Source organism: Dysgonomonas mossii DSM 22836 (genome assembly GCF_000213575.1).
GTDB classification, from domain to species: Bacteria; Bacteroidota; Bacteroidia; order Bacteroidales; family Dysgonomonadaceae; genus Dysgonomonas; species Dysgonomonas mossii.
Genome location: NZ_GL892007.1, coordinates 379,923 through 404,348, shown reverse-complemented (window position 1 = coordinate 404,348; position 24,426 = coordinate 379,923). Strand labels below are relative to the sequence as shown.

The following is a 24,426-nucleotide window of genomic DNA, read 5'->3' as shown; positions in this document are numbered from 1 at the left end:
ACATCCTAGATAAATATGTTGATAAAGACAAGAAAAGAAAATCCTGCATTTTTCACAGGACATATAAGCTGCCATACACTTCGGCACACAAAAGCAATGCATTTGCTTCAAGCCGGAGTTATACTCCATCATATAAGGGATATTCTTGGACATTCTTCTGTTATGACAACAGAAATATATGCACGTTCAGACTCAAAGCAAAAAAGAGAGGCAATAGAAAGAGCTTATTTACGACTAAGCCCCAATATTGAATCGGAAAATCTATGGGAAAAGGACAAGGGATTACTTGAAGAGTTGATGAGCTTCCGATAAAAATCTTATTTCATCCGTTCGCCAGTCAATACAAAGACGAGCGGATGAAATTTATTATGTAAAGAAAAAGCGTTAAGCAAATCCTCTAATTGATTGTAATATAGGATTTTTAAAAAGAGAAAAGCTGTTATCTAAACATAATGTATAGCTACGCATAATGTGTTTTATGGATAGCTATCCATAAACAGCAATCCTCTAACTTTTTTTCGGGTAGGGAGTAACGAAATGAAAAAAGTAAGTCTATCTCGGCACGTTTGTCTAAATATGCTTTTATCGTATTTTGAAAATGATTTGTTGCTTTCATGTCTTTGGTTATTGTGGGGCAGGGTTACCGCCCCTTGTGAATACTTTATTTCTTTGGCTCTATGGGAGTGAATATAAAAATTGAAGGCTTGTAAGGTCTGTTATATATATCGGTACTGCTTTTCAGTTTTCGGCTTAATACCTTGACTATAATAGCATCATTCGGTAATTTATTTGTTCTACCAATCGAATACAAAGCACTTAACCTAATATCAACTTTATAAACTTTGCTCTTATAGTTTATTTGTTCGGGGAGGTTTGCTCTTTTAAATGTTTTCATCTTCTTGAGTGATTATATGTTCTTTAGGTATATTTATTCCATAGTTTTGAGCATCCATTTTTAATGATCGTGCTACTTGGGGGTAGTTGGTATCAATCCAATCAAATTCGTCAACAAAATTGTATCTGTCATCTATTCCCATTGCCGTCTCATTGGTCACTAAAACACCTTTAGGGATTGCTATTTTGCCATAATTTCTGAAATTGATTGTTACAGATTCGGCTGTCACTTTTCTATTCTTTTTCATTATATCCTATATTTTGTAGTTATAGTTTTCTGATAATTAATTCAATCCAAAGTAGTACGCTAAGCGTTGCTCCTGCGACTTTGAAAATATCCATCCTGCTAACCTTTTTTCGTTAAAGGTCAGTCTGCTGTTAAACTTTCCTCCCATTGCTTTGAGTTCGTCTTTGATGGCTCTTGTTTCTCCAAATACCGCTACTGCTTTCTCTGAATACTCTACGACTGTACAATTGGCTTTGCTTGTGCCGTTCTTGTCGCTTGGTGGCGGTGGCGTTGTGTCATCGGTCTTTTTGATGCGGATGTTATCTTCATTCCCTGCGGTGTAGGCAAATTCCTTTATCATACCCTCACGGCTGTACATAGAGACTTTTTCAATTATCCATCCATGATACTTGCTCTCTCCTAAATAGTACCCTGCACCCATTGAATACTTTTCCCGATGTTCATAATCTGCGTTGTACTCCGCTAAATAGGCTGTTTCCTCGAAGTTGGATGCATGTTTACGCATTTCAGAAAAGATGTCTCTTTTGTGAGTAGAAAAGCCTAAAATGACAGTCCGTGTTGTTCTTGATGCAAAATAATCGGTTTGGCTGTCACTCTCATCTTGTTTCAATCTTGCTACGATAACGCCCAAAGCATTTTCGGGAAGTATCTCGGCAAAGCGTTTGCTCCCGATTACCTTAATTTCCTCTACTCGTATACGTTCTTTTTCTTTCTCGTCCGCTTCTTCTTTGGCTTTGGCTTGTGCTTCTTGCAGAAGTATTGCTACTTCAAAGCTGTCCATAAATTGAGGGTTGTCGCTGTCGTAATAGAATCCAATGCCAAACTTCTCTTTCAATGGTCGGATAATATCGGCTGTATGAAAATCTTTTGTCGTTAGGTTTATCAATTTGTAAGTGGTACCCCATTGATTTTTTGTAATGTCGTACACTACATAGCTGTGATAGCTATACCCCTCCATTTGGATAACTTGGTTAATATCTACCACTTGCACCGCTTTGTCTATTTCTTTGTTCGCACCTAATAAAAATACCTTTGTCATAACTTTTGTGTATTAAGGGATTATAAATAAGTAAGCATTAGATAAATAAGGGTAATTACAGCACCCAACATCAGCAGGCACGAAAGAATACCCCGAAGCACATCATAGAAGAGATACAAGCCCACCAAAGCCCAAATAAACCCTGCTCCCCATAAAGAGTAACCCACGATAATTAAGACTATTTTCAAAACCCAACCTATGCTAATTGGAAGGTAGAAGGATCGCTGTTTCTTATTTTTTTCTGCTGTTAGTTTCATAATTTCTGACCTTTTTTTTAACGCTATGCCGTATCGGAGCCGGTGAGGAGTATTCGAGTTTCAGTAGCTTAAAAAAGGGTAGTGTTTAGCTGTGCAAGGTTTTGACGAATAAATACGCTCGCCAGGATAGAAGAAGAAGGGAAAGAGGAAGATTTTTCGCCAAACCCTTTAGGGCTTGACCTTGCTGTCAGCGTGAAGAACACGGAATACCTTTGCGACTGAAATCGAATACTCACTAGGCTCTGATGACATTTCGCTTAAAGGGGAAGAAATTATGAAACAGGTAGAAAAAATCCCGGTTACTCTTTCCTGAAGCTATCGAAAGAGTATAAAATGTTTTTAGGCATAGACAAGTATAGACTAAAGCTACCAGCCTATAAATTACTTATGTGTGCTGTAATTTAATGACTTATATTTGCTCCCCCGTAATCATAGTATGAACAAAAAAGTAAATTACTATGGAGATAATGTATATAGAAGCTCGAACATTCGAGGCGATGATGACGCAGTTTGAGCTGTTCGCTCATAAAGTGAATAAGCTATGTGAGGAACATACCAGTAAAGGACTTGAAGATTGGTTAGATAACCAAGACGTGTGTCAAATGCTCAACATATCTAAGTGTACCCTTCAAGGCTATCGAGACAATGGTATGTTGCCCTATACCAAGATTAGTCGGAAACTCTATTATAGAGTAAAAGATGTGAAAAAACTTATTCAAGAATTAGAAATACAACAGCATGGATAATGACATTTTAACGAAGAGGAACGAACGGGTAAAGAAGTTTTTTACTTTGCTCGACAAGATGTTGGATAGAATTGAAATTGTCCTGACCTCCAACAAACCATCGCTCTTCGGAGAACGATTTTTGACTGATATAGAGATGGCTAAGAAATTGAAAATAAGCAGAAGGACATTACAGCTCTATCGTACTGAGGGTAAAATCCCTTACTTTCAATTTGGAGGTAAAACCCTGTATCGGGAATCCGATATTCAGAAGATATTGGATAGAAACTATGTTCAAGAACTGAAATAATGGTTATTGGTTACAACAGAAAACAGGCTTCGAGTTTACTTCGAAGCCTGTTTTCTGTTGCTTATGATGCCCTGCATTAGTTGAGCGTTACATTTTGCAATGGTAACAAAAGTATAGTTGTTATATCGTTTCTGACTGAATTCCCAATAGGCTTGATTCATTTTCCTAAGAATTGAAAATCTGAGTGGATAAGGTTTTAAAAATAGATTTTTTATAAAAAAAAGTTTATGTTATCTTTATCGTAGTTATTCAACTTATGTCAAGTGGGTATGAAAAAAGGTCATTTAATGCTCACATATATCATAGATTGAAAACAATTTATTCAGAATAACTCATGGATGATTTAAGTGTCAATTTAAAAGCATTTTATTTTTCTCCGCAATTTTGGTGGAAAACTTTTGAGCGTGCAATTAATTTAACTGATGCTTTCGGGGAAGAGATAGACTCGAGCTTCAGTTTCAAAAAATGGATACAAACAGGTACTGTAGAACACGACAGTATTTCAATAAACCTAGAACATGATTATAAAACAGATAAGGAGTATACTGAAGCAATAAAAAATGATTATTTCTTCGAGATTATTGGGGTAAATCATTTTGGTCATCAAGTGTCTGCTAAATCATATGAAGACCTATTAGAGAAACATCAAATTAAGGAAGAGATTCCCTTGAAATACTCTTTTAGAATCTATGATTTGAATCAATTTATCTCTATGTATGTTCAACAATGGCTAGTTTTTGATTCTTATTACCATTGGGTTAAATGGCAATTATATTTCGATTTTATTATTTCAAAATTAAATACGCCATCTAAGGAACTCTTTTTGTATATGTGGACTCTTATTTTCAATGAAGTTGAATTTGAACACAATTTATTTAAAGATGTTAATCAGTACAAAATGTTTCGAGATAAATTAGATGATATTAAAAAAGAATCCTCTTATGTTGAAAATGAAATTATAAAAATCAGAAAAAAGAAGAAGAAATAACATGATAGGCGATTATGATTCTGAAACATACAAGATTCTATCAAATTTATTAGGAATTAGATTTGCTAAATATTTAAAATATAGCGGTATCGAGCTTAGAAATATTTATTTAGTGAAAAGTTTAAATTCCAATATTGAATTTTATTTAGTAGAAATCAATGATATTCAAATTCGATTTAGAAAACCAAGTGATTTTATTGCTCATTTCATAAGATTATTAAAGAGTAATATAGAATATTACGATAAAAGATATAAGGAACTTACATCAAGACAAGTTGATGAGTTTACAGATGAAGTTGCATTTGAAATGGAATATAAAAAAGTCGATTGTTATAAAATGAATCAGACTGAATTATTGAAGATTATGCAAGTTCATTACGAAAAATTAAAAGAGAAATAAATTATGAGCCTTTTACAAAAAGTAGAGTCTGTATTATTCCACTTTGGATTTCAAGAATGTAGAAAAAGCAACTTGAATTTCTTAAAATTAGCAGATGATGATTATCTAATAATGAAAGTATTTGAAAAGTATGAAAACTCAGATTTATTCCATGCAAAATTCAGAGCAGGAAGCAACCCTTGCAATTCTGAGCCTTATTGGGAAGAGACTGTAAGACTTGGTTTTACTCCAGAATTGGATGTACAAATAATAAGAGACTTTATCGAAAAATATAAATAATTCATCCAGTAGATAGTATATTATGAATAACTTGTCTTATACATTTAATAATAACTTAGTATAATGAGTGAAGACTCTAACATAGTATTTCACTCAGCCTTAGGTAAATTAGGAATGTCTAGTGATACATCTGGTTTGCGTTTAGTTTCTCAGAGAGCGGACGAAAATGATCCAGATTTATTTCTAGCATTGGAACAAGCTTTTGAATTTGAGGCTACGGCTGTCTATTTTCGATTTTATAATGACAATCGTCCCCCTAAACCCCTGATTTATATTTATGATGAATCCGAACAAAATATTAATAATAATGAAGCAGATATTCATCATAAGTTATGGAATGCAGGAATTGTTCCCTTTTGCTTTATAATTAGAGCATCTCAAATTTTAATATATAACTGTGGGAAAAAGCCAGAATGGGATACAGATGGAAATGATTTTATTACATCACCACATGATTTTATTGACTTGTTAGATGATATACAAAAGAAACTAGACATATATAATGTTCGTCAATTTGACTCTGGTTTATTCTGGGATTCTAATGAAGGTAAGCAATTTAAATATGAAGAAGGGGCCTACGAACAATTGCTATCACAACTAAAAAACGTCAAGTCAAATATTATCTCTCGTGTAGGAAATGAAAATGCTGCACTAGTTAAACGAATCTTAATGATGCTGATACTTATAAAGTATCTTGAGGAGAGAAAAGATGAAGATGGTAATGGAGCACTAAACCCGAATGAATTTTACAAAGCATATAATCCTGATGATCCAACATTGGAAGGTGTTTTGGAGAATGTTGATACATTCGTTAATGTCCTAAAAGAGCTTTCTAGTAAAGAACATTTTAATGGGCAAATTTTCCTTTTAGATGACAATGAATTATCAGCACTAAAAGAAAAAGTAGATCTTACTCTTTTTCAACATTTTGTTAAAGGAGATGTTTCATTTTTCACAGAAGGTAACCAAGGGATAGGACAAATGAGCCTTTGGCGGTTATACCAATTTAATTATCTTCCGATTGAGTTAATTAGTCATATATATGAAGATTTTTTAGCCGATGAAAATGGTCAGAAAAAGAAGGGGGTAGTCTATACCCCTCCATATTTAGTTCAATTCCTTATTGATCAATGTATGCCATTGAAAGATCCTAAACAAAATTTTAAGATTTTAGATCCTGCTTGCGGTTCTGGAATTTTTCTTGTCGGAGCTTTTAAAAGGATGATTCAATGGTGGAGGGTTCAAAATAATTGGAAGAAGCCTAAAAAAGAAAATATTCAGGAACTTAAAGACTTGTTACAAAAGAATATTTTTGGCTGCGATTTAGAAGATGAAGCTGTTACATTATCGTATTTTAGTCTAGGTCTTGCTTTGTTAGATTCTTTGTCACCTCGAGAAATATGGAGAAATGTACACTTTGATGATCTTATTGGTTATAATTTATATCAAGGAGATTTCTTTAAGACATTACATGAAGGGAAGATAAAGTCTGATTTTCATCTCATAATTGGTAACCCGCCCTTTAACTCAGAATTTACCGATTGGGCCAATCTCGTAGATAAAAAAGAAAAAGAGAATAATACTGAACGTCCTGACATACCAGATAATCAAATAGCATTATTATTCTTAGAGCAATCTATCAAATTATTAAGAGTGGGAGGGAATTGTTGCCTAATATTACCTTCCGGTCCTGTTTTATATAATACCAATACACACGACTTTCGGAAATATTTATTTGAGCAATATTATATCAAAGGATTTTTTGACTTCACGTCATTAAGAGCTAAGTTATTTATAGGAAGTAGCTCTAGTGCTAAACCTGCTGTAGTTACTGTATTCGCTGAAAGGGCAGATCATAAAGAAAGGTCTTGTGTTCATAGTATTTTTAGACGAACAAAAGCTTCTGGGGAAAAAATAGACTTCGAAATAGATCATTACGATATACATAAAGTATCTTATAAATCGGCGATTAACCTACCTAGTGTATGGCAAGCTAATTTTATGGGTGGGGGAAGACTTCATCAGTTATTAAATAAGATAACAGATGTTAATATTCAAACGGTCGGAAAATACCTGAATGAAAGAGTTGAGAACAATAATTGGAAGGTTGCAGAAGGTTGGATAGAAGCACCAAACTCAAAAAACATTAGAAGGGTGAAACACCTTTCTTCAAAAGATCGTAAAACAGAAGACGAAATACAGGAGTTTGTAGCTTTAGAAGCTAAATACAAAGCTGGTTGGATTACAGGATATAATTATGTTGAAACAGATGGTTTTACCGAGAATGGTCTTAAATCTATAAAAACCTGTAACATCAAATATTTTTATAGGTCAACGAAAACTAACAAAGAGGTTTTTCAACCTCCTCATTTATTAATTAAAGAAAGTGTAACTGGTAGATCTATTCCGGTAATTTATAGTGATCAATACTTGACCTTTAAAGATAAAATATTTGGAGTCCATTCACCTGAAAGTGACATTGCGGATTTGCAAAAGCTTGGAAATTATCTAAAAGATGAAAATTGTGTCTCTTTGATGTGGTTACTAAGCGGTCAAGTTTTAACTTCGAGAGAGGGTGTTCCTTTGAAAGGAGATATTTTAAATTTGCCATATCCTCAAATACCTCTAGATAATATAGAAGAAAAACTATTAAATGATATAGTTGATTATTACTCTGATTTTAGAAAAGCAGGAGAAAATAGTGTTGTACTAGACTCACTATTTGCAGAAGAAGAGCTAGTCGTCTTTGGAAAATATTATTGTGATATCCTTAATTCCGTTTATGAAAATTTCCAACCCTTCTCTCCAATTATAGGAAAAGAATTTATTGCATATCCATTTGTTTTAGGAGATAAACCTGAAATAGATATACCCTCGTCTATAGAAGAAATTGAATCTAAGCTTAAGAGACTAATAGATAAAAAACAAGGATATAATTTATGGATAAAGAGAATTGTGAAGGTATATCATAAGAATGTTATTTTCTTGTATAAACCTAATCAAAGGAGATACTGGCTACCTTCAATTGCTGTGAGAGATGCTGATGAAACATTTGTTGATCTATTTAGACAGGGAAAATAATGAGAGAGATAAATAATACATTTGGCACATTGAGCAGTGCTCCTGATAATACAATAATCAATAAAATCTATAGTTATTTATCAACGACACTAATTGGTTTTAGAGGGGAAAAGGATGATAATGAAAATGCAATAACGAACAAACTCTGTAAAACTCTAAATTCGAAAAAACCATCCGAATATCCATTCTACTTTCACCATCAAAACATAGAAGATGATAAAGAGAATACATCAACAGATTTTGCTGTATTTGGGACTTATGCATACGCTCAAGAAAATAATATTGAAGATGATTCCCCCTCACTAATTAAATTTGAAGCTAAAAGGCTAAACTCTAAGCTACCTAAAAAAAGGGAGAAAGAATATGTTTGTGGCCAATATCTAAACAATAAATGTGTGACAAATTCAGGAGGTATCGAACGTTTTAAGAATGGACGTCATGGTAAAGATGTTGTTCATGCTGGAATTATTGGATATATCCAAACAGACTCTCCGAAGTATTGGATTCAAAAAGTAAATAATTGGATACAGGAGCAAATTGAGAATGCAAGTGATGATAGACTAACTTGGCTACAAAATGACTTACTTATCATTAATAGCGAAAATGAGACTTTGACTAGCTATTCTTCTATTTCATATCGAGTATATGATGATAATATCCAATTGAAACATTTTTGGATCGATTTTTCAAAACAACAGAACTAGAATATTATTCTAATACTTTCATCAAGTCAATAGTTAGAAGGGCAAACAATTGAGTTTGTATTTAATTAAACAAACAAAAAAGTTCAGCCCTTTAAAATTAAGTTATATTTTATTTACCTTATTGATTTAGTTCAACAACGCCTTCTGCGAAGGTAGTACTAGTGTAGTTGCTATATCATTTTTCATCACCTTATTGAGAATCCATCTACGAAAAGCATAAGTTTTAGGCGATTGCACCCGAAAAGCAATAGCGATTATCATATCCAAACCGTAATAATCGGAGAAGATTTTGGCTCCTTTAACTGTTCCACTCATCGACTGATCCCCTATACAAATACCTAATTCCTCAATAGAACGAATATTCTTCTTTGCCACTTGATAGAAAATTTCAAAAAGTTCGGCAATCTCTGCAATACCCATTCTAACATTTCTTGGAACATGTACAGCTCCATTATCATTTATCTTGATTTTTGTACTTTTCATAGCTCTATCGGTTGAGATGCTTTATTCTTAATTACTTTTCTTCGTTCCATTAGCTTGTCCATATCCTCCGATATTTTATCATCAGTTACTTTCGAGTAAATCTGTGTACTCGAAATATTGGTATGTCCCATCATTTTGCTAATACTCTCAATGGGAATACCAGCCGATAGCATAAGGGTTCCGAACGAATGTCGGCTCATATGGTAGCTGAGATTCTCCTTGATTCCTAAAGCAAAGCCGATCTCATGAACTTCAAACCAAATCTGATCCCGACTTGGTAATGGAAAAATAGGCGCAGTATTATCGATTGTATTGTAAAGCATCAATATTTGTTCTGCTATCGGATGTAGAGGAATAAATGCTTCAACCTTTGTTTTAGCCCTGCTACTTCGGATATATAATTTACCTTCCGCTGTTTTACCTATATTCTGAGGATAGAGGTTATGCACATCAACAAAAGCAAGTCCGGTAAAGGCTGAAAAGATAAATGCTCTGCGAGCCAACTCTTGTCGTTCATAGGGCATTGGAGTCTCCATGATTTTTTTCAGTTCATTTCGGGTAATATGCCGTAATTTAGGAGGATTTTTCTTCTCATACTCCACATCCTCAATTGGACTACTTCTTAACACTTCCTGATCAACTGCAATATAAACCAACCTGTTCAGCCAGCATAGACAGTGATTCACATGGGTTGTAGCATAGCCTAAATCCTTTTTCAGAAAACTTTTGAACGATTCCCCAAACTCTTCCGTAATATCAGAAAAGGCAATATCATCCATCCCCCGTGAAAGGACAAAATCACGCAGGTTGCTCTGGGTTGTTTTTGATTGTCGATAGGTGGATGTTGAATTAATCTCCAGTGAGCGTTTTCTTAGTCGTTCACGCTCCGCTTCACCTGCCTGTAAAAGAGAAGTGGATACAGTATTTACTCCTAAAACTATATTTTTGAGTAATTCTGCACTGACAACCCCTTGTTCTTTAAGAGTCTCTTCATAGGTCTGTTCGATACGTTCCCGAAGTTTATCCAATTTATGATTGGTCGCCCCGTCTCGTACTTTTCCTTTCTTGCTGTTCCAATCGTTCGGTTCACAATAGATTCCGGTTGTCAAAACTGTCTGTTTATTATCAACCGTGATACGGCACAGAATAGGAGTAGTGCCGTCGGTTTTTATTTTACTGCGGTTGATGTAGAATAATATTTTAAATGTACTTCGCATGATCGTTGATATTATAGGGTTAATACTAAATCTTTTGTTGTCTCAATATACTTATCCATATCCTCAAAGAGCTTTTTAGGGGTCACACGGGCATAAATTTGTGTTGTTTTTATGTCGCTGTGACCGAGCATCTTTGATACTGTTTCGATGGGTACACCTGCTTCGAGTGTAATCAGACTGGCAAAGGAATGACGGCTCATGTGATAGTGGAGACGCCCTTTGACATCTGCAAGAATCCGTATGCCTTGCATATTTCTTTTAATCGTTCCGTTATGTATCATTGGAAAAAGTGTTTCCCTATTATCGTCCCGATATTTATCAATCAGGGCAATGGCTTCCGGTAACAATTTGATACGGGCAAGTTGTCCGTTTTTGCCCCGCTTGTATTTGAGCCACCATGCACCATCATCATCTGTTGATAAATTATCTTTGGTGACGGATACCGTATCAATGTAGGCAGTGCCCGTGTAGCAGGAAAACAGGAACATATCGCGTGTAATAACATGTGATCGGCGACGTTCAGGTATTTCTAAATCCCGAATTTTCTCAAAATCTACCCGACTTAGGGTTTTAGGGGTACTTTCTTTTTGTTTGGGTAGCTTGTAATAAGCAAAATAGTTTTTATCCGAGTTACCTTCTTTGAAAGCTATCTTGCAAACTTTCTTTAGGATTGCTAGATAGTGTCGTAAGGTATCAAGTGCAAGTCCTTTATCGTCCAATACAAAAGATTGGAAGTCCCGGATAAACTGTTCGCTTAACTGACCGAAAGCCAAATCGGAAGCATTAAACTTTTCCTTGATAAATTCGGCTACAACTCGTTTTGTATAGAGATGATTGGGAAGTGTTCTTGGGGAACGATCAATGCCAATACGCTCTTTAACGCTTTCGATATGTTTATCGAATTGTTGTAACAAAGTTGTTTGGGCAGACATTGCTCCTTGAAATAAGTTCTTGATGGCTTGGGCATCGAAAAGTTGTTTCCGGTCAATGAGTGTGTCGTAGGCTTCGTTGATGGAAAGCATCAACTTATCCAACTGAGCGTTGGTCGTTATGGCTTCTTTACTTTTTCCATTCAACCGACTTTCACGCGGATTCCATAGCGAAAATGTACAAGAAAGTTTACAACTGAATTGTACCATCGACTTGCCGACAGTAATACGTCCCATTATCGGAGTTTTACCCGATTTGTCAGGACTACTCTTTTTGAGGTAGAGTAATACCTTGAATTTTTCTGTTTTCATACACTTATATTTTTATTGTCCTTTGCCGTTGCAAAACAACGGCAAAGTTACCTGTTATATAAGTGCTCTTTAGTGCGTAATGATAAGCAAATCAATACATAATAAGTTCATTTGTTCGCATCTTGTTACCTGTTTTAATTTAGTAACTGAGCGGTTAACGACTTAGTAACTGAAGTCTGTCTAAGATTTGCTTAGATTCCAATTTTACGAACCTCCTAAATCTAAGCAAATATGCTAATTTAAAGACTGTTACCTGTTGAAGTATTGTGATTTGCGTATATCCCTTTTCTTGTGTTTTTTTCACCTTGCCCGCCACACGTTTGCGACAACCACTACCCTTGCCAAAGGCGTACCAATTGAAACCGTATCAAAGATGCTGGGACATACCAATATCGAAACCACCCAGATTTACGCCCGCATAACCAACAGCAAGATTAGCGAAGATATGAAAGGACTTTCCGAAAGATTTACCGGAATCGAGAAGATATATAAGGAAGTTGCCCTTTAGGTAACGAACAGGTAACGATTTTAGAAGTAAAACATTAGAAATAAATAATATATGGAATTGCAACTCATTCAGAACAAGATTTATCGGATTCGGGGATTACATGTAATTCTTGACAAAGATTTGGCAGAGCTATACGAAGTAACAACTTCCAATCTGAATAAAGCTGTTAAACGAAATATCGGTCGGTTTCCTGACGATTTTATGTTCCAGTTGAATAACCAAGAGTTTAACTTGATATTCCAAAATGGAACATCAAGTTGGGGTGGTACTCGCAAACTGCCCTATGCTTTTACGGAACATGGTGTTGCCATGCTTGCCGGACTGCTTAACAGCCAGAAAGCTATTGAAATGAATATTCAGATCGTACGGGCATTCGTTGCTCTTCGCCAGTATGCTTTGGGATATGCTGAACTGAATCAGAAACTTGAAACATTTATGGTTGAAACAAATTTGCAGTTCAATGATATTTATCAGGCTCTTACTGAACTTGCTGCAAAGAAAGAAGAAGAAAACAAACCAAGAAAGCCTATCGGGTATAGAACTTCAAGCGAGTAAAGAAAAATACTCTGGTGAACCGGTCACAAAAATGACTGGTTCGCCAAAGTTAATGAGGTATATTTTCTTTTAGAATTTCATTTCCTGCTTTGTCGAAATAGATACAAGTCATTGCATTGAGATTAACCACCCATTTTTCAATTCCTGTTTCAGCACAATGAGTGCAGAATGTATAATAATCGGTTTTCCCTTGCTGGTGAATTTTCAAACAAGAGATGAATTTATCCTTATCAACATTGTCAGCAATCGACAGCTCGGAATACTGAGGTTTTGAGGATGTTTTATAGTCATCTTTTCCAAAATATTCGGTGTGGCTATCTTTTACCCATGTTTCGAAAGAGACAACTCCCATTTGCTTTATTTCCTGGATGTATTTGGGAAAATCAGCACCGGACTTCACTTTTTTGTGTGCTTTCTCTATTTGTTCTACTGTAAACATATTTTTTCGGCTTTGTAGTTATTGCTTTAAGCTAAAACAGCCTTGCGAAATAATTGTTCAGCAAATCTTACTCCTATTTCTAAATCAAAAATATTACAATAAACGATACTCTTCCTGTTTCTTTTTGGGAAGTTTTTTTATCACTTCATCTGCTGAATGCTGAATCAATTCTTTGATCAACTCATCAGGCACATCGCTTTCTAATGTAATCCAGTTCCACATAAGAGTTACGAATTTGTCCGGATTTATTCCGTGGTAGCTTTCTCGTAATTCGACTGATCTCTCAGGGTCACATTTCAAGTATGCCTTGAAAATACTATCTTCCGGTTCAATCAAGAGGTATGCAAACACCTTGCTCACAACTTTAAAAACAAGTATCTTCTTGGTTTGTAAGGAAAACTGTTCTTCAGAACCCTTTATGGATAGGCAATATTCGCGAAACTCTTCAATGTTCATAACATCAACAGGTATTCAAAAATAATATACTTCTTTTCTAGATATTCCATTATTCGCTCCAAATACCATTTTTGAACAACTGATACCACTTTTCGATCAGAACAGGATCATAAGAAAGAGCCTTGAATATTTCTTTTGCGAACTCAATAGGAGCAGTACCATTTGCAGTGATGATATGCTGATCTGAATAAGCCTTTTCGTGCTGATAAAGATGTTCACCTGTATAATTTGGAGCGACCATTTTCAAATATTGAAGGTCGTTGCTCGTATGCTTTACATTGTCCAAAAAGCCATTCCGTGCTAAAAATATAGTAGCTCCACAAATTGCTGCAATAGTTATCTTTTTATCATGCACTTGCTTTATAAATGGTAACATATAGTCCAATCCTCCATCCCAAGTAAATCCTCCGGGAAGAATCAAGATATCAATATCTTCTATTTTTATGTCTTTTAGTGAGTATTCGGGTGTGACCTGTAAATAGCTTGCTGATCTGACCGAATTCCCGTCAGCACTAAAGGTTTTTATCTTGAGCTCTTCATTTTTTGCTATTTCAGGAGTTAAATAACCCAGTTCCCAATCTGAATAGCCATCGAAAAGAAATATGTACACATTCTTCATTTTTTCTAATTTTTGAGATTCAATACAAAAGTAACCCTATTGAATGACAACAGTATGTCAGTAGTATTATATTATTACAGATACTTATTCAACCATTCTTCAAAAAAACTTAGTTGCTTCTCTGTACAAAAATAATGTTCGGCATTCTCCAATATGCTAAGATCAGCTTTATATCTTTCAGAAAAATTTTCGACAACATTTCTTGCTGATACTATATCTTTTGAGCCATATAGTATATTGATCGAGGAATTCCAATTGAAATTTATAGGATGTTGTTTTACAAAGGTATAATAATTCCAATCCAATGTTTTTCCTATCGGTAACGGTATTTTTTGTTCTTCTTTCAGTCTTTGTTCGCTTATCTGAAATCCTGACATCATATTTTGTATTATATGTTCCATACTCACGACAGGAGAAAGAAATAGCGTTTTTTGAATCACACATTCACGAAAAGCCAACAAACTGAAATAAGCACCTATACTACAAGCAAATAAAGATATTTCGGCACTCAGTGATTTTGCATAAGAATAAATTGTTTGAAGATCGGATATGCAATTTATAGGATTACATTCATAATTATCATTTTTGCGTTCTCCATGTTCCGGCAAATCAAAACTTAAAACGCAATAACCTTTTGGGATTGCACTTTTAGCAAGCAAGGCTATAACGTTATCTTCTTTGTTTGACAAATCTCCATGAACAGCAATTATAATTCTATTAGAAGAATCTCCCCAAAGAATTGCAGGAATTTTGATATTATTATTGAAAACAATTGTATGTTTTTTCATTTAACAAAAATAATTCTTTATTTTTTCATTGCTTCTGCCCTTAAATCGGCAGGCATTTTTTCAATGGCATAGCGAAAAGCTGTTCGAGGCATTACTGATTTTTTCGACATCACATAGTTGAACACCGCGTTTAAATGCTTCTTTCGGATTTCAGGATCGGCTTTCTTTGATGCTGCGATGGGCTGAATCCAAGTTGCCGGATGAAACAAAAACGACAGTTGTCTTTTATAAAGATATAACATCTATATCTCCTTTTGAGGCTCGTGTTGAGGTGTTGTTACAGTGTGGCGAACTCTACATCTTTTCCACAACAGACAGTATTAAAACACATATAAATACACATATAAATACACATAGCGACGGCAAAAGCGTAAAATCAGAAAAGCCGACTACGGCACAAGATGTTGCAGGGAATATCTGGGACGGATTGGAGAAAACGCTGGTATCCGGGAAGAAATAGAACTGAATAAGCGAGGGCTGATAACTTATTGAGAAACATCTGTCAAGCAATTTTGTCAGGTGTTTTTTTATGGGTATTTTTGCGAAAAAATTAATTAAGCTCTCAATATGAATACAGACGGTAACATATCTTCTCCTCGTGGACGTTATATGCGGATTATCGGGTTAGATTTGAGGATGATGGATAGAACGGTAGGCAAAACATTACAACCAGGATGGTATCCTTTTGGAGATTACCCAGAACCAAAGAATGGATATGTAAATTTATCGCCATTATCTAAGAGGATTTTAGGGCTATACCGTACAAAAACGACACTACCAAATATTAATGTGAGCTGTATTGTGGGTAGAAATGGTTCTGGAAAGAGTTCGCTACTCGATATTATGTATCGAATTTTAAACAACTTATCATATAAACTCGTCTCAGAGAAAGATACACCTATTAAGCCTGAATTACAGTATGCTTATGGCGTACATGCTGACCTGTATTATGAGAGTGACGGAAAACTTTATGCAATTACTTGTGATGAGGAGCAGATGACATTCTATAGAGAATCACATCAGGGTGTGATGAAACCTATTCTAATTTCATCAGGTCATTTCGATGAAATTTTGAGTAAGTTTTTCTACACGATAGGTATCAACTACAGTATTTATGCTTTTAATAAGTATGACTACAAAAGTTACGAACCGAATGAGTTCATAGATGGAGAGTGGTTGGATGGAGTGTTTCATAAGAATGATGGCTATTTAGCACCGCTGACATTGGTGCCTTTTCGTGAAAATGGTATCATTGATGTCAGAAGAGAAAATAATTTGGCACAACAGCGAATCACGGCATTATCAATTTTAGGAATGTCAAAACATAAACAATTTCCAACAGGATACTATCCAAAGACGCTAAGCTATAAAATCAATCTCAATTACAAAGTAGAGAAGCTTGAACGGTTCATCAAGTCGAACCCTCAGTTTAATGCTGAAATGCTGAAATCAATTATTCATCAATTGGAATCGAAATGGGAAAAGCATGTGGGTGATAAACTGGAAGAATTGTATATTGAAAACTCCGATGAATATCAACTGGTATTGTTTTATTTAGCTTATAAAACTTTAAAAATATGCCTAACTTATAATGATTATTTTGAAATTCTTGATGTGAACAAACTGAAACAAATATGTGACAGTGGTTCAGACGCATTCACAGAGTACCAGCAAAAATTTCTTCCTGAAATAGCGGAAAAGATTATTAAAAAAGTACGAGAGCACCCAGACGATCACATCACTTTGAAAATTTTCCAATGTCTTCATTTTATAAATAAAGGTGATAGCCAACTAAAAGGAAAGATAGAGGTCAAAGATTTTATCCAACAATATCAGCCAAAGACTTATGATGATGTAGTGAAACATCTTTATCCACCGTTTTTTGAAACAGACATCTTATTTAGACGAGTTCGTGGACATAAATTGCGTAGTACAGATAGTAGTTGGAATGAAATGATGAATGACTCACAATTTAATTTGTCGAAGATGAGTAGTGGAGAAAAGCAGATGCTTTATGCAATGAGTTATGTTCTCTATCACTTGAAAAACTTACAGAGTGTAAATGCGGATAATTATAGAGTACCATATCATCATATCAATCTGGTTTTTGATGAAGCTGAACTTTATTATCACCCCGATTATCAGCGACGCTTTGTCTCAATGCTCATTGAGAGTCTACACTGGGCAAAAATTGATCGACGAAAGATACGCAGTATCAATATCCTTATCGCGACACACTCACCGTTTGTGTTGACAGACATCCTGACAGAACATACATTATATCTTAAGGAAGGTAAGCGACAAATCGTAAAAGAGCAAACGTTTGGTGGCAACTATTATGATATGTTACGTACAAGTTTCTTTTTTGATAAAACAGCTATTGGCGACGTTTCTGCAAAGGCGGTGAGAAAATGGATTAAAGATAAGAATGAAACAGGTCAAACACCTGAACAAGAAATAATGAATATGGTGGGCGATCCATTTGTGGCTCGTTATCTTGAAAATACAGAGGACGATGTACAGGATTGATACTATAACCGACGATATGCTCGAAGAGCATTTCAATAGATATGCTCCAGAGACGAGACGTCTTATGCTCGAATTACGTGATGGCACAATTTCAATACCAGGAATATTTGGAAGGACAAGACAAATATTGATAAGTTATAAAGTAATTGCAGGAAGCCCAACTTGGCTATTCCTTGATAAATATTCACAAGATGCTAATCTACGAAAGCTACTCTGCGGATCTTGGGATGAATTACTGGAAGTGATAAGGGATGTGGAGAATTGGATTCCTAACTTGGAATGGCAGTATAAAGCGACAAAAGCAAAATATGAAAATAGAGAATATCAAATAGGTGGATTAGATACAGATAGACGTATACTTATTGACCATTTCAATGAAATTATGCGTTGGCTATTTGTGGATAACATGTACGAAACTAATCCGGACACCACTTATTTGGATAAACTGCAATTCATTGAAGAACTCGGTCTGAAGATATGTCCGTATTGTGGGCGACAACATGTCAATGTCGCACACCTTCCGGGATATAGAGTTTCAAAGCCAAACATTGATCATTTCTTACCAAAAAGTTTATATCCGTTTCTTGCAATATCTTTCAGAAACTTAGTCCCCTGTTGTTCTGTTTGCAATGTAGTAGAAAATAAAGGGAATTATGACCCAATAAAACCCACTTTGGGGTTATGTAACCCATATGTATTTGACAATGAAAGTGTTAAATTTTCAGGAACGTTCAATGGCTCTAATGAAATGGACGAGAATTGTTATGACGTGGATATTATATGCAATCCAATAACATTAGATGAAGGTTATAAAAAAGTGTTGAAATTGTTGCCATTTTATCGACAAGAGAGATTAAAAGTGCGAGATATGTACAACAACTTTACCAGATACACCGAAATGTATAAGACTTTTCTTAAAAATCTTGGCGCAAGACAGGTCATTTTAAATAATTTACCTCAAATGGTAATTGGGCATCCATTAGACAATAGAGCCTCAGATAGGGAATACTATAAATTTAGACATGACGTGTTTATGCAATTAGTGAGTATATATGGAATGACTGGGGAGTTGGATTAGCTATTATAGATTTCAGATGAAATTAATCGGCTTTTTGTTACTTTTTCTTCCGCTCAGTTACCGGCTCATGGAAAATAGTAACGGGGGAAAATCGCCCACCAGTTAGTCCGTTTTCATTGATAGCCACTCGTCCCGTTCTTTTCGGCATTCATCCAATGATTTGGCAACCGTAGAAAACAGTTCTCCGTCCGTGTGGCGATAGTCGTATTGGTAATATTCCGTACCTCTGAATGCTCCTGCAATAAATGTTGTGTAATTCTCTTTGCCTTGCTCGCATACTGAGCAACCGTTTTTAGTGATTGAATTTGTTTTCATTGTTACTTAGTTATGTGTTGGTAACGGTATTTTTTGTTCTTCTTTCAGTCTTTGTTCGCTTATCTGAAATCCTGACATCATATTTTGTATTATATGTTCCATACTCACGACAGGAGAAAGAAATAGCGTTTTTTGAATCACACATTCATGAAAAGCCAACAAACTGAAATAAGCACCCATACTACAAGCAAATAAAGATATTTCGGCACTCAGTGATTTTGCATAAGAATAAATTGTTTGAAGATCGGATATGCAATTTATAGGATTACATTCATAATTATCATTTTTGCGTTCTCCATGTTCCGGCAAATCAAAACTTAAAACGCAATAACCTTTTAGGATTGCACTTTTAGCAAGCAAGGCTATAACGTTATCTTCTTTGTTTGACAAATCTCCATGAACAGCAATTATAATTCTATTAGAAGAATCTCCCCAAAGAATTGCAGGAATTTTGATATTATTATTGAAAACAATTGTATGTTTTTTCATTTAACAAAAATAAGTCTTTATTTTTTCATTGCTTCTGCCCTTAAATCGGCAGGCATTTTTTCAATGGCATAGCGAAAAGCTGTACGAGGCATAACTGATTTTTTAGACATCACATAGTTGAACACTGCGTTTAAATGCTTCTTTCGGATTTCAGGATCGGCTTTCTTTGATGCTGCGGTGGACTCACTCATACTTGCGGCTTTCAACACCCAGCCATATCCTTTCTGTACCAGATCGTCTTTGTCGAGCAGAAGAATATCTGCTATTTCAAAAACATCTTTCAGAAACATACCCTTGCGGGCAGGAATAATCAGTGTTACAGCAGCGGCACGCCTAACTAATCGTTTTTCAGATTTAGCCCACTTCTTTAGTTCCGAAATATATTCGGGATACATCATTACAAACTCACCGATAGTATGATTGCATAAGGTATCTGTGTCAGCCCAGTTAGTAAGATAATCGTATACCCAATGTTCAAAGATTTTAAAATCGGCAGGCTCAAATTGTTTGTGCAACGATTCTGCCCACGTACAAGCAATAACAGCTTCTTCCAGATAACCCGATTTCCACAACTCTTCGCACAAATCGAATATCTTCTGTTTGGGAAGATGTTTTATTTGTTGAAGACCATATTTGCCGATCTTGCTCACTTCTCCCATCCTAACACCATGTACTTTAGGAGCTTCACCGGGTTTATGATAGCGGTCAGATCCTGCTTTTGTCTTCTCATCTGCACTATCGATAAGTGCTTGGCGAATATCTGATATTATTTGGTTAGCCATTTGCTCATTTTAAAATTGATTAGACAAACTAATTTTATATTTTTCTTATCATCTCAAATTGCATTCCTTTCATTTCGATGTTCTTTGCTTTCAGAAAACTGCATATAGAATCACATAAGATATCAGTATTGATGATTTTGAGAATTGGGTTCTTATTCAATTTTACCATCTCATTCAATAAAAGAGAAGCAACACCTTTTCTTCTGAACTGTTTGTTAACTGCAATTTGGGTAACATCGCCTGATATAGGTTCGAAAACACAATACCCTACAAGTTGTTCATTAGTAAACACGCCTAAGCAAATAAAATCATTGGCTGCCCGTTGTATCGATTCGAGGCTATTTTGCCACGAAGGATAGAAATCACCGAAAGATGAAAGAGGATTCAATTGTTCGATGCTTATAAACTTAACTGAATAATAATTGGCAAATTCTTTTTCAGAGATATTGATATCTTCATTTTTTTGCATGGAATAATTGAATTCCCGAGATACTTCAAATCCTAGTTTTTTATAAACAGAAACAGCTTTAGTATTATGCTGCAATACTTCCAACAGATATTGTTTAATACCTGCTTCTTGTAGAAACGGAATAGAATATTCAAAGATTTGCGTAGCTAAACCTTGCCCCCGGTATTGGCTCAGCGTTCCGGTTCCCGTATCGTATGATGTGTATAATCCATTGAAGTGACCGATTCCGTTAAGGGTAAAAGCTACTATTTTATCTCTATCAAACGCAGCAAAAGAGAGATCCTTATTAAAGCCCCTTCTTTTTAGCATGGTTCGGAGTTGTTCTTTATTCAATTGTATTTCATAATCTGCAAACGCCTGATTGAAAGCATTGAAAATGATATCGAAGTCTGTTTTGCTCAGAGATTTTATTTCCATGTATTCAATTCTTTTTTTACATAAGTTTATAGTTTGAAAATTTCATTTTCTACTTATTGATTTAATATTCTTTTCCGATAATCACCATCTCCTTTTTTCTTGAACCCATTGCTGATTAATGCCTTTATAGAGATAATATTTTCTTCGGAAGGGTCTGCTGCGATTTCACGTCCGCCTAATGCTACAATTTTTTCTTCCAGTATTTGAATAATCATTTTACCAATACCTTTATTCAAATACTCCTCCTCACCAATCAGGTAGCCAATTTCATAAGTATGATTTTGTTCCGTTACATTCCCATACAGACTTTCAAAATCGTGCCCTTCTTCCTCCAAATCTTTCAAGAAGAAGCAATCGGCATAAAGACAATATCCAATTTTTACATCATTGTGATAAACAATAAAATGCGATAGAAAATCATAATCACCATTTTTATTATTCACTTCATCCAGCCAAGCATCTCTATTTTCCTCGCCATCCGGACACAACCATTTGTATATATATTCCTTATTCAACCATTTCTCAAACAACTGTATATCATGGCTTTGGGTGGGTTTTATTGCAATTTTATTTTTCGATATTATCATAAATTTATTTGTGGGGTTGATAGAAAGACCAATGAGTATGTATGATTTTCCACTGATTCGATTTTTCTAATCTATAAACCTCTGTACAGCTCATTTTGAAGACCATATCATCTCTATGGGCTTCATAGTTGTATGTCAAAACAGCAATCTCTGATGATAGTTGTACAACAGGATTTATCATTTTGAACAAATCGATCTTAACTTTTCCTCTGATAGTGTTGTAGTAATCCTCCAACGATTTTTTACCTTCAAGTTTATTCTCGAAGGCTGGATCGATATAAACAACATCATCTGCCGATAGGTCTATAAAACCATCAGGGTTTCCATTATTCCACAGTTCTAAAGCCTGTTTTTCTAATGCGATAATCGCATCTTTAATATTTTTATTCATTTCAAATCCTTTTTTAGATAAACCATATCAACCAATTGAACACCTTCTTCAAACATCGGATGATCATAATTATCTGTAAAGAAATTCTTGATTCGGTGAGAGGGTTCAAATCCGCATTTTTGATAAAAAGACAAAATCGAAGGGACATCACCTGTACCCAGAATCATCATTTCATATTTCTCTTTGTAGTGGTTGGTGATATAACGCACGAGTGCGACTCCATATCCTTGTCTCTGACATTGCGGGTAAACTGCTATATTTTTGAGTTCGCAAGTGGTACTATTTTCTTGTGTTACCACACAAACAGCTTTTAAATCATCGTCATACAACGCATACACTTCACCACGGTTCAAATAACGATCTATCATAGTCTCCGACTCGTCGCCCAAAAGCAATAAATCGAGAAATTGTTTTTTATTTTCTGTAATATTTCTTATTTCCATAACTACATATTCAAATATTTCTGCTGTTTCTTTTTAGGAAGTTCTTTTATTACTTCGTCTACTGAATGTAGAATCTAAATAATTTACATTGGATGATTTTTAAGAAAATCAATTATTTCTTCTGAATAATAAGCTACCTCTTTTTCTATTTTTGCTGTCAAAGTATCTAAATCATCAAAGTCCGGATTTTCTACCAACACCACTTCGAGTTCTGAATATTTAGGCTTTGATGCTTGTTTTTCGTTCCATTTTGTTTGCTTCAGTAAGTCCCAATATTTTGATTGAACTTCAGTATTTTGTCCCATCAACCAAAGCTCGAAACGCATCTTTTCATGATTCAAAACAATCCCGAATCGTAGCTTTCTCTCCCTCAAAAAGTCGTTGAAAAAATAGAAATATGTATAATCCATATAACCCTGAAAAACATTACCAAAGACAAAATCTTTTGATTGTACTTTGGATAAATGGGTTTTCAAGCTTAGCACATATTTAATCAAGCCTGTATAAGCTTTTTGAATATCTCCTTTTTCAAGTTGCTCTTTATAGATGGCAACATAATCTGCCAGTGATTTCATTATCATATAAAATAATTTGCTTTCAAGTAGTTTTCAAAGATCGAAGATTCTCTTTCGCGTTGGGAGCATGTTGGAAAATAGGAGCAACTATTTGGCAGTTATCTAATTCTTTACAGTCGCCACAGGTATTAAATCTTTTTTCTAACACACATTTACGAATTTCACACATATTGCTGCAATACACAGTTTTCACTCCCTCTGTACGACAACCCAAACAATTTATCATTTCTGACGTGATTGGAGCGTTGTTCAAAACGCTCCATTTTCGGGCAGTTTCTTCTCTTAGTTGATTGTCATTATTGACTGTGGCTATACGGGCATCGCAACTCTCGCAATCCAGTCCACAACAGGCTATTAATTGTTTCATGTTATTTCAATTAAATTTTAAAAATACGAATAAATCCTAAACATTTTAACATTGAAGCATTTGCAATTATAATATCCCTAATCTTCTGATCTATCATAATTCACTATTCAAGTAGAGTTTTGCTCATTTTATAATTGGTGAGATACAATTTATTTGCTTTTCGTTTTTGCTCTTCATCAACCCGAAAACCTTGCTTTTCAAAAAAAGGCTTTGCAGTGATACTTACTTCCGATGTTATTTTTTCGGCTCCTTGTTCCTGTGCATATTTTTCAAGATACTGATAGAGTAAAGTAGCTATTCCCTGATGCTGAAAGTCTGCATGTACAAATAAGGTATGCATATAACCTGCCTCATTAACAGAACCGAAGCCAACAATAACCCCTTCTCTATTTTCTGCCAACACATAATGTTGTTCTTCTAAAAGTTGATGCCAATTAGTCGTATTGTCAGCACAAGAAGCCCAATCTTCTGCTTCGTCTGATGTATAGTCCTTCCTGTTTATGCTCAGAATGGTGTTTTTGTACAATTTATTAAGTTCCGGAATATCGACAATTTGTACTTTGCGTATATTAAATTCACTCATATCAAACTCTTTATTACAAATTCCATCTTTCAATGGAACAACCCTGATACGACATTTCTATCATTGTCGCCGCTTGTTTCTCTTAACAAAGATACATTCATCTGTGGAATAATCTGTCAATCCTTCAAACACATTTAACTGAAGTTCTTCTATATACGTACTATTGCGCTA

General features: G+C 34.9%; 33 protein-coding genes and 2 pseudogenes. 13 read left to right on the top strand and 22 right to left on the bottom strand.

The window, feature by feature from the left end; all coding sequences use genetic code 11:
- Positions 1 to 312, top strand: a pseudogene (locus HMPREF9456_RS11765) (tyrosine-type recombinase/integrase); the annotation flags it as partial.
- 148 nt (positions 313 to 460) lie between these two features.
- Here the strand turns inward: HMPREF9456_RS11765 and HMPREF9456_RS17075 are convergent.
- From HMPREF9456_RS17075 to HMPREF9456_RS11745, 5 genes are read right to left on the bottom strand one after another with little or no spacing between them, the layout of a single operon-like run.
- Positions 461 to 616: a Cas9 inhibitor AcrIIA9 family protein gene (locus HMPREF9456_RS17075; protein ID WP_081462090.1), complete on the bottom strand. Its 156-nt coding sequence runs from the start codon at positions 614 to 616 to the stop codon at positions 461 to 463.
- A 45-nt stretch (positions 617 to 661) separates the two neighbouring features.
- On the bottom strand, positions 662 to 895 hold the full coding sequence (locus HMPREF9456_RS11760; RefSeq protein ID WP_006843759.1) for a hypothetical protein: 234 nt from the start codon (positions 893 to 895) through the stop codon (positions 662 to 664).
- Positions 882 to 1,142, bottom strand: a complete 261-nt coding sequence (locus HMPREF9456_RS11755) for a hypothetical protein (RefSeq protein WP_006843758.1) — start codon at positions 1,140 to 1,142, stop codon at positions 882 to 884. The genes HMPREF9456_RS11760 and HMPREF9456_RS11755 overlap by 14 nt, the downstream gene beginning before the upstream one ends.
- A gap of 36 nt (positions 1,143 to 1,178) precedes the next feature.
- Positions 1,179 to 2,180 carry a hypothetical protein gene (locus HMPREF9456_RS11750; protein ID WP_006843757.1) on the bottom strand — a complete coding sequence of 334 codons (1,002 nt, stop codon included), beginning with the start codon at positions 2,178 to 2,180 and terminating at the stop codon, positions 1,179 to 1,181.
- 20 nt (positions 2,181 to 2,200) lie between these two features.
- The gene (locus HMPREF9456_RS11745; protein ID WP_006843756.1) at positions 2,201 to 2,437 is read right to left on the bottom strand and encodes a hypothetical protein; all 237 of its coding nucleotides are present in this window, start codon (positions 2,435 to 2,437) and stop codon (positions 2,201 to 2,203) included.
- A 458-nt stretch (positions 2,438 to 2,895) separates the two neighbouring features.
- Between HMPREF9456_RS11745 and HMPREF9456_RS11740 the strand changes: the two genes are divergently transcribed.
- The 7 genes from HMPREF9456_RS11740 (at position 2,896) to HMPREF9456_RS11710 (ending at position 8,924) form a co-directional block, all read left to right on the top strand.
- Complete coding sequence (locus HMPREF9456_RS11740; RefSeq protein ID WP_006843755.1) at positions 2,896 to 3,183, top strand: helix-turn-helix domain-containing protein; 288 nt, start codon at positions 2,896 to 2,898, stop codon at positions 3,181 to 3,183.
- Complete coding sequence (locus tag HMPREF9456_RS11735) at positions 3,176 to 3,472, top strand: helix-turn-helix domain-containing protein (protein WP_006843754.1); 297 nt, start codon at positions 3,176 to 3,178, stop codon at positions 3,470 to 3,472. Before HMPREF9456_RS11740 ends, HMPREF9456_RS11735 begins: the two co-directional genes overlap by 8 nt.
- A 334-nt stretch (positions 3,473 to 3,806) precedes the next feature.
- On the top strand, positions 3,807 to 4,460 hold the full coding sequence (locus tag HMPREF9456_RS11730) for a hypothetical protein (RefSeq protein ID WP_006843753.1): 654 nt from the start codon (positions 3,807 to 3,809) through the stop codon (positions 4,458 to 4,460).
- A 1-nt stretch (position 4,461) separates the two neighbouring features.
- On the top strand, positions 4,462 to 4,860 hold the full coding sequence (locus HMPREF9456_RS11725) for a hypothetical protein (RefSeq protein ID WP_006843752.1): 399 nt from the start codon (positions 4,462 to 4,464) through the stop codon (positions 4,858 to 4,860).
- A 3-nt stretch (positions 4,861 to 4,863) separates the two neighbouring features.
- On the top strand, positions 4,864 to 5,139 hold the full coding sequence (locus HMPREF9456_RS11720) for a hypothetical protein (RefSeq protein WP_006843751.1): 276 nt from the start codon (positions 4,864 to 4,866) through the stop codon (positions 5,137 to 5,139).
- 63 nt (positions 5,140 to 5,202) lie between these two features.
- Positions 5,203 to 8,220 carry an HsdM family class I SAM-dependent methyltransferase gene (locus HMPREF9456_RS11715; protein ID WP_006843750.1) on the top strand — a complete coding sequence of 1,006 codons (3,018 nt, stop codon included), beginning with the start codon at positions 5,203 to 5,205 and terminating at the stop codon, positions 8,218 to 8,220.
- A complete protein-coding gene (locus HMPREF9456_RS11710) occupies positions 8,220 to 8,924 on the top strand; it encodes a hypothetical protein (protein ID WP_006843749.1) in 705 nt (234 codons plus the stop codon). The genes HMPREF9456_RS11715 and HMPREF9456_RS11710 overlap by 1 nt, the downstream gene beginning before the upstream one ends.
- 126 nt (positions 8,925 to 9,050) lie before the next feature.
- On the opposite strand, the gene HMPREF9456_RS11705 is transcribed toward HMPREF9456_RS11710, so the two are convergent.
- The 3 genes from HMPREF9456_RS11705 to HMPREF9456_RS11695 are packed head-to-tail and all read right to left on the bottom strand — an operon-like array spanning position 9,051 to position 11,865.
- Positions 9,051 to 9,407, bottom strand: coding sequence for a virulence RhuM family protein (locus HMPREF9456_RS11705; protein WP_006843748.1), 357 nt, complete (start codon positions 9,405 to 9,407; stop codon positions 9,051 to 9,053).
- Positions 9,404 to 10,624 carry a site-specific integrase gene (locus tag HMPREF9456_RS11700; protein WP_006843747.1) on the bottom strand — a complete coding sequence of 407 codons (1,221 nt, stop codon included), beginning with the start codon at positions 10,622 to 10,624 and terminating at the stop codon, positions 9,404 to 9,406. The genes HMPREF9456_RS11705 and HMPREF9456_RS11700 overlap by 4 nt, the downstream gene beginning before the upstream one ends.
- Positions 10,625 to 10,635: 11 nt before the next feature.
- Positions 10,636 to 11,865 carry a site-specific integrase gene (locus tag HMPREF9456_RS11695; protein ID WP_006843746.1) on the bottom strand — a complete coding sequence of 410 codons (1,230 nt, stop codon included), beginning with the start codon at positions 11,863 to 11,865 and terminating at the stop codon, positions 10,636 to 10,638.
- A gap of 298 nt (positions 11,866 to 12,163) precedes the next feature.
- Between HMPREF9456_RS11695 and HMPREF9456_RS17070 the strand changes: the two are divergent.
- Together HMPREF9456_RS17070 and HMPREF9456_RS11685 are read left to right on the top strand one after the other, a co-directional pair.
- Positions 12,164 to 12,373 (top strand): annotated as a pseudogene (locus HMPREF9456_RS17070) (tyrosine-type recombinase/integrase); the annotation flags it as partial.
- 51 nt (positions 12,374 to 12,424) lie between these two features.
- Entirely contained in the window at positions 12,425 to 12,928 is a 504-nt protein-coding gene (locus tag HMPREF9456_RS11685) for an ORF6N domain-containing protein (protein WP_006843745.1), read from the top strand.
- Between the two features lie 49 nt (positions 12,929 to 12,977).
- Here the strand turns inward: HMPREF9456_RS11685 and HMPREF9456_RS11680 are convergent, their stop codons facing one another.
- The 4 genes from HMPREF9456_RS11680 to HMPREF9456_RS11665 all read right to left on the bottom strand — a co-directional run bounded on the left by HMPREF9456_RS11680 (position 12,978) and on the right by HMPREF9456_RS11665 (position 15,230).
- Positions 12,978 to 13,367: a DUF1398 domain-containing protein gene (locus HMPREF9456_RS11680; RefSeq protein WP_006843744.1), complete on the bottom strand. Its 390-nt coding sequence runs from the start codon at positions 13,365 to 13,367 to the stop codon at positions 12,978 to 12,980.
- 93 nt (positions 13,368 to 13,460) lie between these two features.
- Positions 13,461 to 13,823: an MmcQ/YjbR family DNA-binding protein gene (locus tag HMPREF9456_RS11675; protein WP_006843743.1), complete on the bottom strand. Its 363-nt coding sequence runs from the start codon at positions 13,821 to 13,823 to the stop codon at positions 13,461 to 13,463.
- A 49-nt stretch (positions 13,824 to 13,872) separates the two neighbouring features.
- On the bottom strand, positions 13,873 to 14,442 hold the full coding sequence (locus tag HMPREF9456_RS11670; RefSeq protein ID WP_006843742.1) for a type 1 glutamine amidotransferase family protein: 570 nt from the start codon (positions 14,440 to 14,442) through the stop codon (positions 13,873 to 13,875).
- Positions 14,443 to 14,516: 74 nt separating this feature from the next.
- Positions 14,517 to 15,230 (bottom strand): alpha/beta hydrolase, encoded by a 714-nt coding sequence (locus tag HMPREF9456_RS11665; protein ID WP_006843741.1) that lies wholly within the window; start codon positions 15,228 to 15,230, stop codon positions 14,517 to 14,519.
- Positions 15,231 to 15,399: 169 nt separating this feature from the next.
- Between HMPREF9456_RS11665 and HMPREF9456_RS11660 the strand changes: the two genes are divergently transcribed.
- From HMPREF9456_RS11660 to HMPREF9456_RS11650, 3 genes are all read left to right on the top strand, one after another.
- The gene (locus HMPREF9456_RS11660; RefSeq protein WP_006843740.1) at positions 15,400 to 15,690 is read left to right on the top strand and encodes a hypothetical protein; all 291 of its coding nucleotides are present in this window, start codon (positions 15,400 to 15,402) and stop codon (positions 15,688 to 15,690) included.
- Positions 15,691 to 15,797: 107 nt separating this feature from the next.
- Positions 15,798 to 17,759, top strand: coding sequence for an AAA family ATPase (locus HMPREF9456_RS11655; RefSeq protein WP_006843739.1), 1,962 nt, complete (start codon positions 15,798 to 15,800; stop codon positions 17,757 to 17,759).
- Complete coding sequence (locus HMPREF9456_RS11650) at positions 17,746 to 18,837, top strand: HNH endonuclease family protein (RefSeq protein ID WP_006843738.1); 1,092 nt, start codon at positions 17,746 to 17,748, stop codon at positions 18,835 to 18,837. Before HMPREF9456_RS11655 ends, HMPREF9456_RS11650 begins: the two co-directional genes overlap by 14 nt.
- Positions 18,838 to 18,939: 102 nt before the next feature.
- Here HMPREF9456_RS11650 and HMPREF9456_RS11645 read toward each other — a convergent pair whose 3' ends face one another.
- From HMPREF9456_RS11645 to HMPREF9456_RS11600, 10 genes are all read right to left on the bottom strand, one after another.
- Positions 18,940 to 19,152: a DUF3873 family protein gene (locus tag HMPREF9456_RS11645; protein WP_006843737.1), complete on the bottom strand. Its 213-nt coding sequence runs from the start codon at positions 19,150 to 19,152 to the stop codon at positions 18,940 to 18,942.
- Between the two features lie 6 nt (positions 19,153 to 19,158).
- Positions 19,159 to 19,641 carry an alpha/beta hydrolase gene (locus HMPREF9456_RS11640; protein ID WP_006843736.1) on the bottom strand — a complete coding sequence of 161 codons (483 nt, stop codon included), beginning with the start codon at positions 19,639 to 19,641 and terminating at the stop codon, positions 19,159 to 19,161.
- 17 nt (positions 19,642 to 19,658) lie between these two features.
- Positions 19,659 to 20,423 (bottom strand): DNA alkylation repair protein, encoded by a 765-nt coding sequence (locus HMPREF9456_RS11635; RefSeq protein ID WP_006843735.1) that lies wholly within the window; start codon positions 20,421 to 20,423, stop codon positions 19,659 to 19,661.
- A gap of 34 nt (positions 20,424 to 20,457) precedes the next feature.
- Positions 20,458 to 21,309 carry a GNAT family N-acetyltransferase gene (locus HMPREF9456_RS11630; RefSeq protein ID WP_006843734.1) on the bottom strand — a complete coding sequence of 284 codons (852 nt, stop codon included), beginning with the start codon at positions 21,307 to 21,309 and terminating at the stop codon, positions 20,458 to 20,460.
- A 53-nt stretch (positions 21,310 to 21,362) separates the two neighbouring features.
- A complete protein-coding gene (locus HMPREF9456_RS11625) occupies positions 21,363 to 21,896 on the bottom strand; it encodes a GNAT family N-acetyltransferase (RefSeq protein ID WP_006843733.1) in 534 nt (177 codons plus the stop codon).
- A 4-nt stretch (positions 21,897 to 21,900) separates the two neighbouring features.
- Entirely contained in the window at positions 21,901 to 22,287 is a 387-nt protein-coding gene (locus HMPREF9456_RS11620) for a YybH family protein (RefSeq protein WP_006843732.1), read from the bottom strand.
- Positions 22,284 to 22,730, bottom strand: coding sequence for a GNAT family N-acetyltransferase (locus HMPREF9456_RS11615; protein ID WP_006843731.1), 447 nt, complete (start codon positions 22,728 to 22,730; stop codon positions 22,284 to 22,286). Before HMPREF9456_RS11615 ends, HMPREF9456_RS11620 begins: the two co-directional genes overlap by 4 nt.
- Before the next feature lie 83 nt (positions 22,731 to 22,813).
- Positions 22,814 to 23,311 (bottom strand): DUF7000 family protein, encoded by a 498-nt coding sequence (locus HMPREF9456_RS11610; protein ID WP_006843730.1) that lies wholly within the window; start codon positions 23,309 to 23,311, stop codon positions 22,814 to 22,816.
- A gap of 16 nt (positions 23,312 to 23,327) precedes the next feature.
- Positions 23,328 to 23,672 (bottom strand): DUF3795 domain-containing protein, encoded by a 345-nt coding sequence (locus HMPREF9456_RS11605; protein ID WP_006843729.1) that lies wholly within the window; start codon positions 23,670 to 23,672, stop codon positions 23,328 to 23,330.
- Positions 23,673 to 23,775: 103 nt separating this feature from the next.
- On the bottom strand, positions 23,776 to 24,255 hold the full coding sequence (locus tag HMPREF9456_RS11600; RefSeq protein ID WP_006843728.1) for a GNAT family N-acetyltransferase: 480 nt from the start codon (positions 24,253 to 24,255) through the stop codon (positions 23,776 to 23,778).
- Positions 24,256 to 24,426 lie beyond the last annotated feature (171 nt).

Excerpts from the sequence above, each read along its gene's own strand:
- HMPREF9456_RS17075 (WP_081462090.1), bottom strand. The coding sequence starts at position 616 with ATGAAAGCAACAAATCATTTTCAAAATACGATAAAAGCATATTTAGAC.
- HMPREF9456_RS11760 (WP_006843759.1), bottom strand. The coding sequence starts at position 895 with ATGAAAACATTTAAAAGAGCAAACCTCCCCGAACAAATAAACTATAAG.
- HMPREF9456_RS11755 (WP_006843758.1), bottom strand. The coding sequence starts at position 1,142 with ATGAAAAAGAATAGAAAAGTGACAGCCGAATCTGTAACAATCAATTTC.
- HMPREF9456_RS11750 (WP_006843757.1), bottom strand. The coding sequence starts at position 2,180 with ATGACAAAGGTATTTTTATTAGGTGCGAACAAAGAAATAGACAAAGCG.
- HMPREF9456_RS11745 (WP_006843756.1), bottom strand. The coding sequence starts at position 2,437 with ATGAAACTAACAGCAGAAAAAAATAAGAAACAGCGATCCTTCTACCTT.
- HMPREF9456_RS11740 (WP_006843755.1), top strand. The coding sequence starts at position 2,896 with ATGGAGATAATGTATATAGAAGCTCGAACATTCGAGGCGATGATGACG.
- HMPREF9456_RS11735 (WP_006843754.1), top strand. The coding sequence starts at position 3,176 with ATGGATAATGACATTTTAACGAAGAGGAACGAACGGGTAAAGAAGTTT.
- HMPREF9456_RS11730 (WP_006843753.1), top strand. The coding sequence starts at position 3,807 with ATGGATGATTTAAGTGTCAATTTAAAAGCATTTTATTTTTCTCCGCAA.
- HMPREF9456_RS11725 (WP_006843752.1), top strand. The coding sequence starts at position 4,462 with ATGATAGGCGATTATGATTCTGAAACATACAAGATTCTATCAAATTTA.
- HMPREF9456_RS11720 (WP_006843751.1), top strand. The coding sequence starts at position 4,864 with ATGAGCCTTTTACAAAAAGTAGAGTCTGTATTATTCCACTTTGGATTT.
- HMPREF9456_RS11715 (WP_006843750.1), top strand. The coding sequence starts at position 5,203 with ATGAGTGAAGACTCTAACATAGTATTTCACTCAGCCTTAGGTAAATTA.
- HMPREF9456_RS11710 (WP_006843749.1), top strand. The coding sequence starts at position 8,220 with ATGAGAGAGATAAATAATACATTTGGCACATTGAGCAGTGCTCCTGAT.
- HMPREF9456_RS11705 (WP_006843748.1), bottom strand. The coding sequence starts at position 9,407 with ATGAAAAGTACAAAAATCAAGATAAATGATAATGGAGCTGTACATGTT.
- HMPREF9456_RS11700 (WP_006843747.1), bottom strand. The coding sequence starts at position 10,624 with ATGCGAAGTACATTTAAAATATTATTCTACATCAACCGCAGTAAAATA.
- HMPREF9456_RS11695 (WP_006843746.1), bottom strand. The coding sequence starts at position 11,865 with ATGAAAACAGAAAAATTCAAGGTATTACTCTACCTCAAAAAGAGTAGT.
- HMPREF9456_RS11685 (WP_006843745.1), top strand. The coding sequence starts at position 12,425 with ATGGAATTGCAACTCATTCAGAACAAGATTTATCGGATTCGGGGATTA.
- HMPREF9456_RS11680 (WP_006843744.1), bottom strand. The coding sequence starts at position 13,367 with ATGTTTACAGTAGAACAAATAGAGAAAGCACACAAAAAAGTGAAGTCC.
- HMPREF9456_RS11675 (WP_006843743.1), bottom strand. The coding sequence starts at position 13,823 with ATGAACATTGAAGAGTTTCGCGAATATTGCCTATCCATAAAGGGTTCT.
- HMPREF9456_RS11670 (WP_006843742.1), bottom strand. The coding sequence starts at position 14,442 with ATGAAGAATGTGTACATATTTCTTTTCGATGGCTATTCAGATTGGGAA.
- HMPREF9456_RS11665 (WP_006843741.1), bottom strand. The coding sequence starts at position 15,230 with ATGAAAAAACATACAATTGTTTTCAATAATAATATCAAAATTCCTGCA.
- HMPREF9456_RS11660 (WP_006843740.1), top strand. The coding sequence starts at position 15,400 with ATGCTGCGATGGGCTGAATCCAAGTTGCCGGATGAAACAAAAACGACA.
- HMPREF9456_RS11655 (WP_006843739.1), top strand. The coding sequence starts at position 15,798 with ATGAATACAGACGGTAACATATCTTCTCCTCGTGGACGTTATATGCGG.
- HMPREF9456_RS11650 (WP_006843738.1), top strand. The coding sequence starts at position 17,746 with ATGTACAGGATTGATACTATAACCGACGATATGCTCGAAGAGCATTTC.
- HMPREF9456_RS11645 (WP_006843737.1), bottom strand. The coding sequence starts at position 19,152 with ATGAAAACAAATTCAATCACTAAAAACGGTTGCTCAGTATGCGAGCAA.
- HMPREF9456_RS11640 (WP_006843736.1), bottom strand. The coding sequence starts at position 19,641 with ATGAAAAAACATACAATTGTTTTCAATAATAATATCAAAATTCCTGCA.
- HMPREF9456_RS11635 (WP_006843735.1), bottom strand. The coding sequence starts at position 20,423 with ATGGCTAACCAAATAATATCAGATATTCGCCAAGCACTTATCGATAGT.
- HMPREF9456_RS11630 (WP_006843734.1), bottom strand. The coding sequence starts at position 21,309 with ATGGAAATAAAATCTCTGAGCAAAACAGACTTCGATATCATTTTCAAT.
- HMPREF9456_RS11625 (WP_006843733.1), bottom strand. The coding sequence starts at position 21,896 with ATGATAATATCGAAAAATAAAATTGCAATAAAACCCACCCAAAGCCAT.
- HMPREF9456_RS11620 (WP_006843732.1), bottom strand. The coding sequence starts at position 22,287 with ATGAATAAAAATATTAAAGATGCGATTATCGCATTAGAAAAACAGGCT.
- HMPREF9456_RS11615 (WP_006843731.1), bottom strand. The coding sequence starts at position 22,730 with ATGGAAATAAGAAATATTACAGAAAATAAAAAACAATTTCTCGATTTA.
- HMPREF9456_RS11610 (WP_006843730.1), bottom strand. The coding sequence starts at position 23,311 with ATGATAATGAAATCACTGGCAGATTATGTTGCCATCTATAAAGAGCAA.
- HMPREF9456_RS11605 (WP_006843729.1), bottom strand. The coding sequence starts at position 23,672 with ATGAAACAATTAATAGCCTGTTGTGGACTGGATTGCGAGAGTTGCGAT.
- HMPREF9456_RS11600 (WP_006843728.1), bottom strand. The coding sequence starts at position 24,255 with ATGAGTGAATTTAATATACGCAAAGTACAAATTGTCGATATTCCGGAA.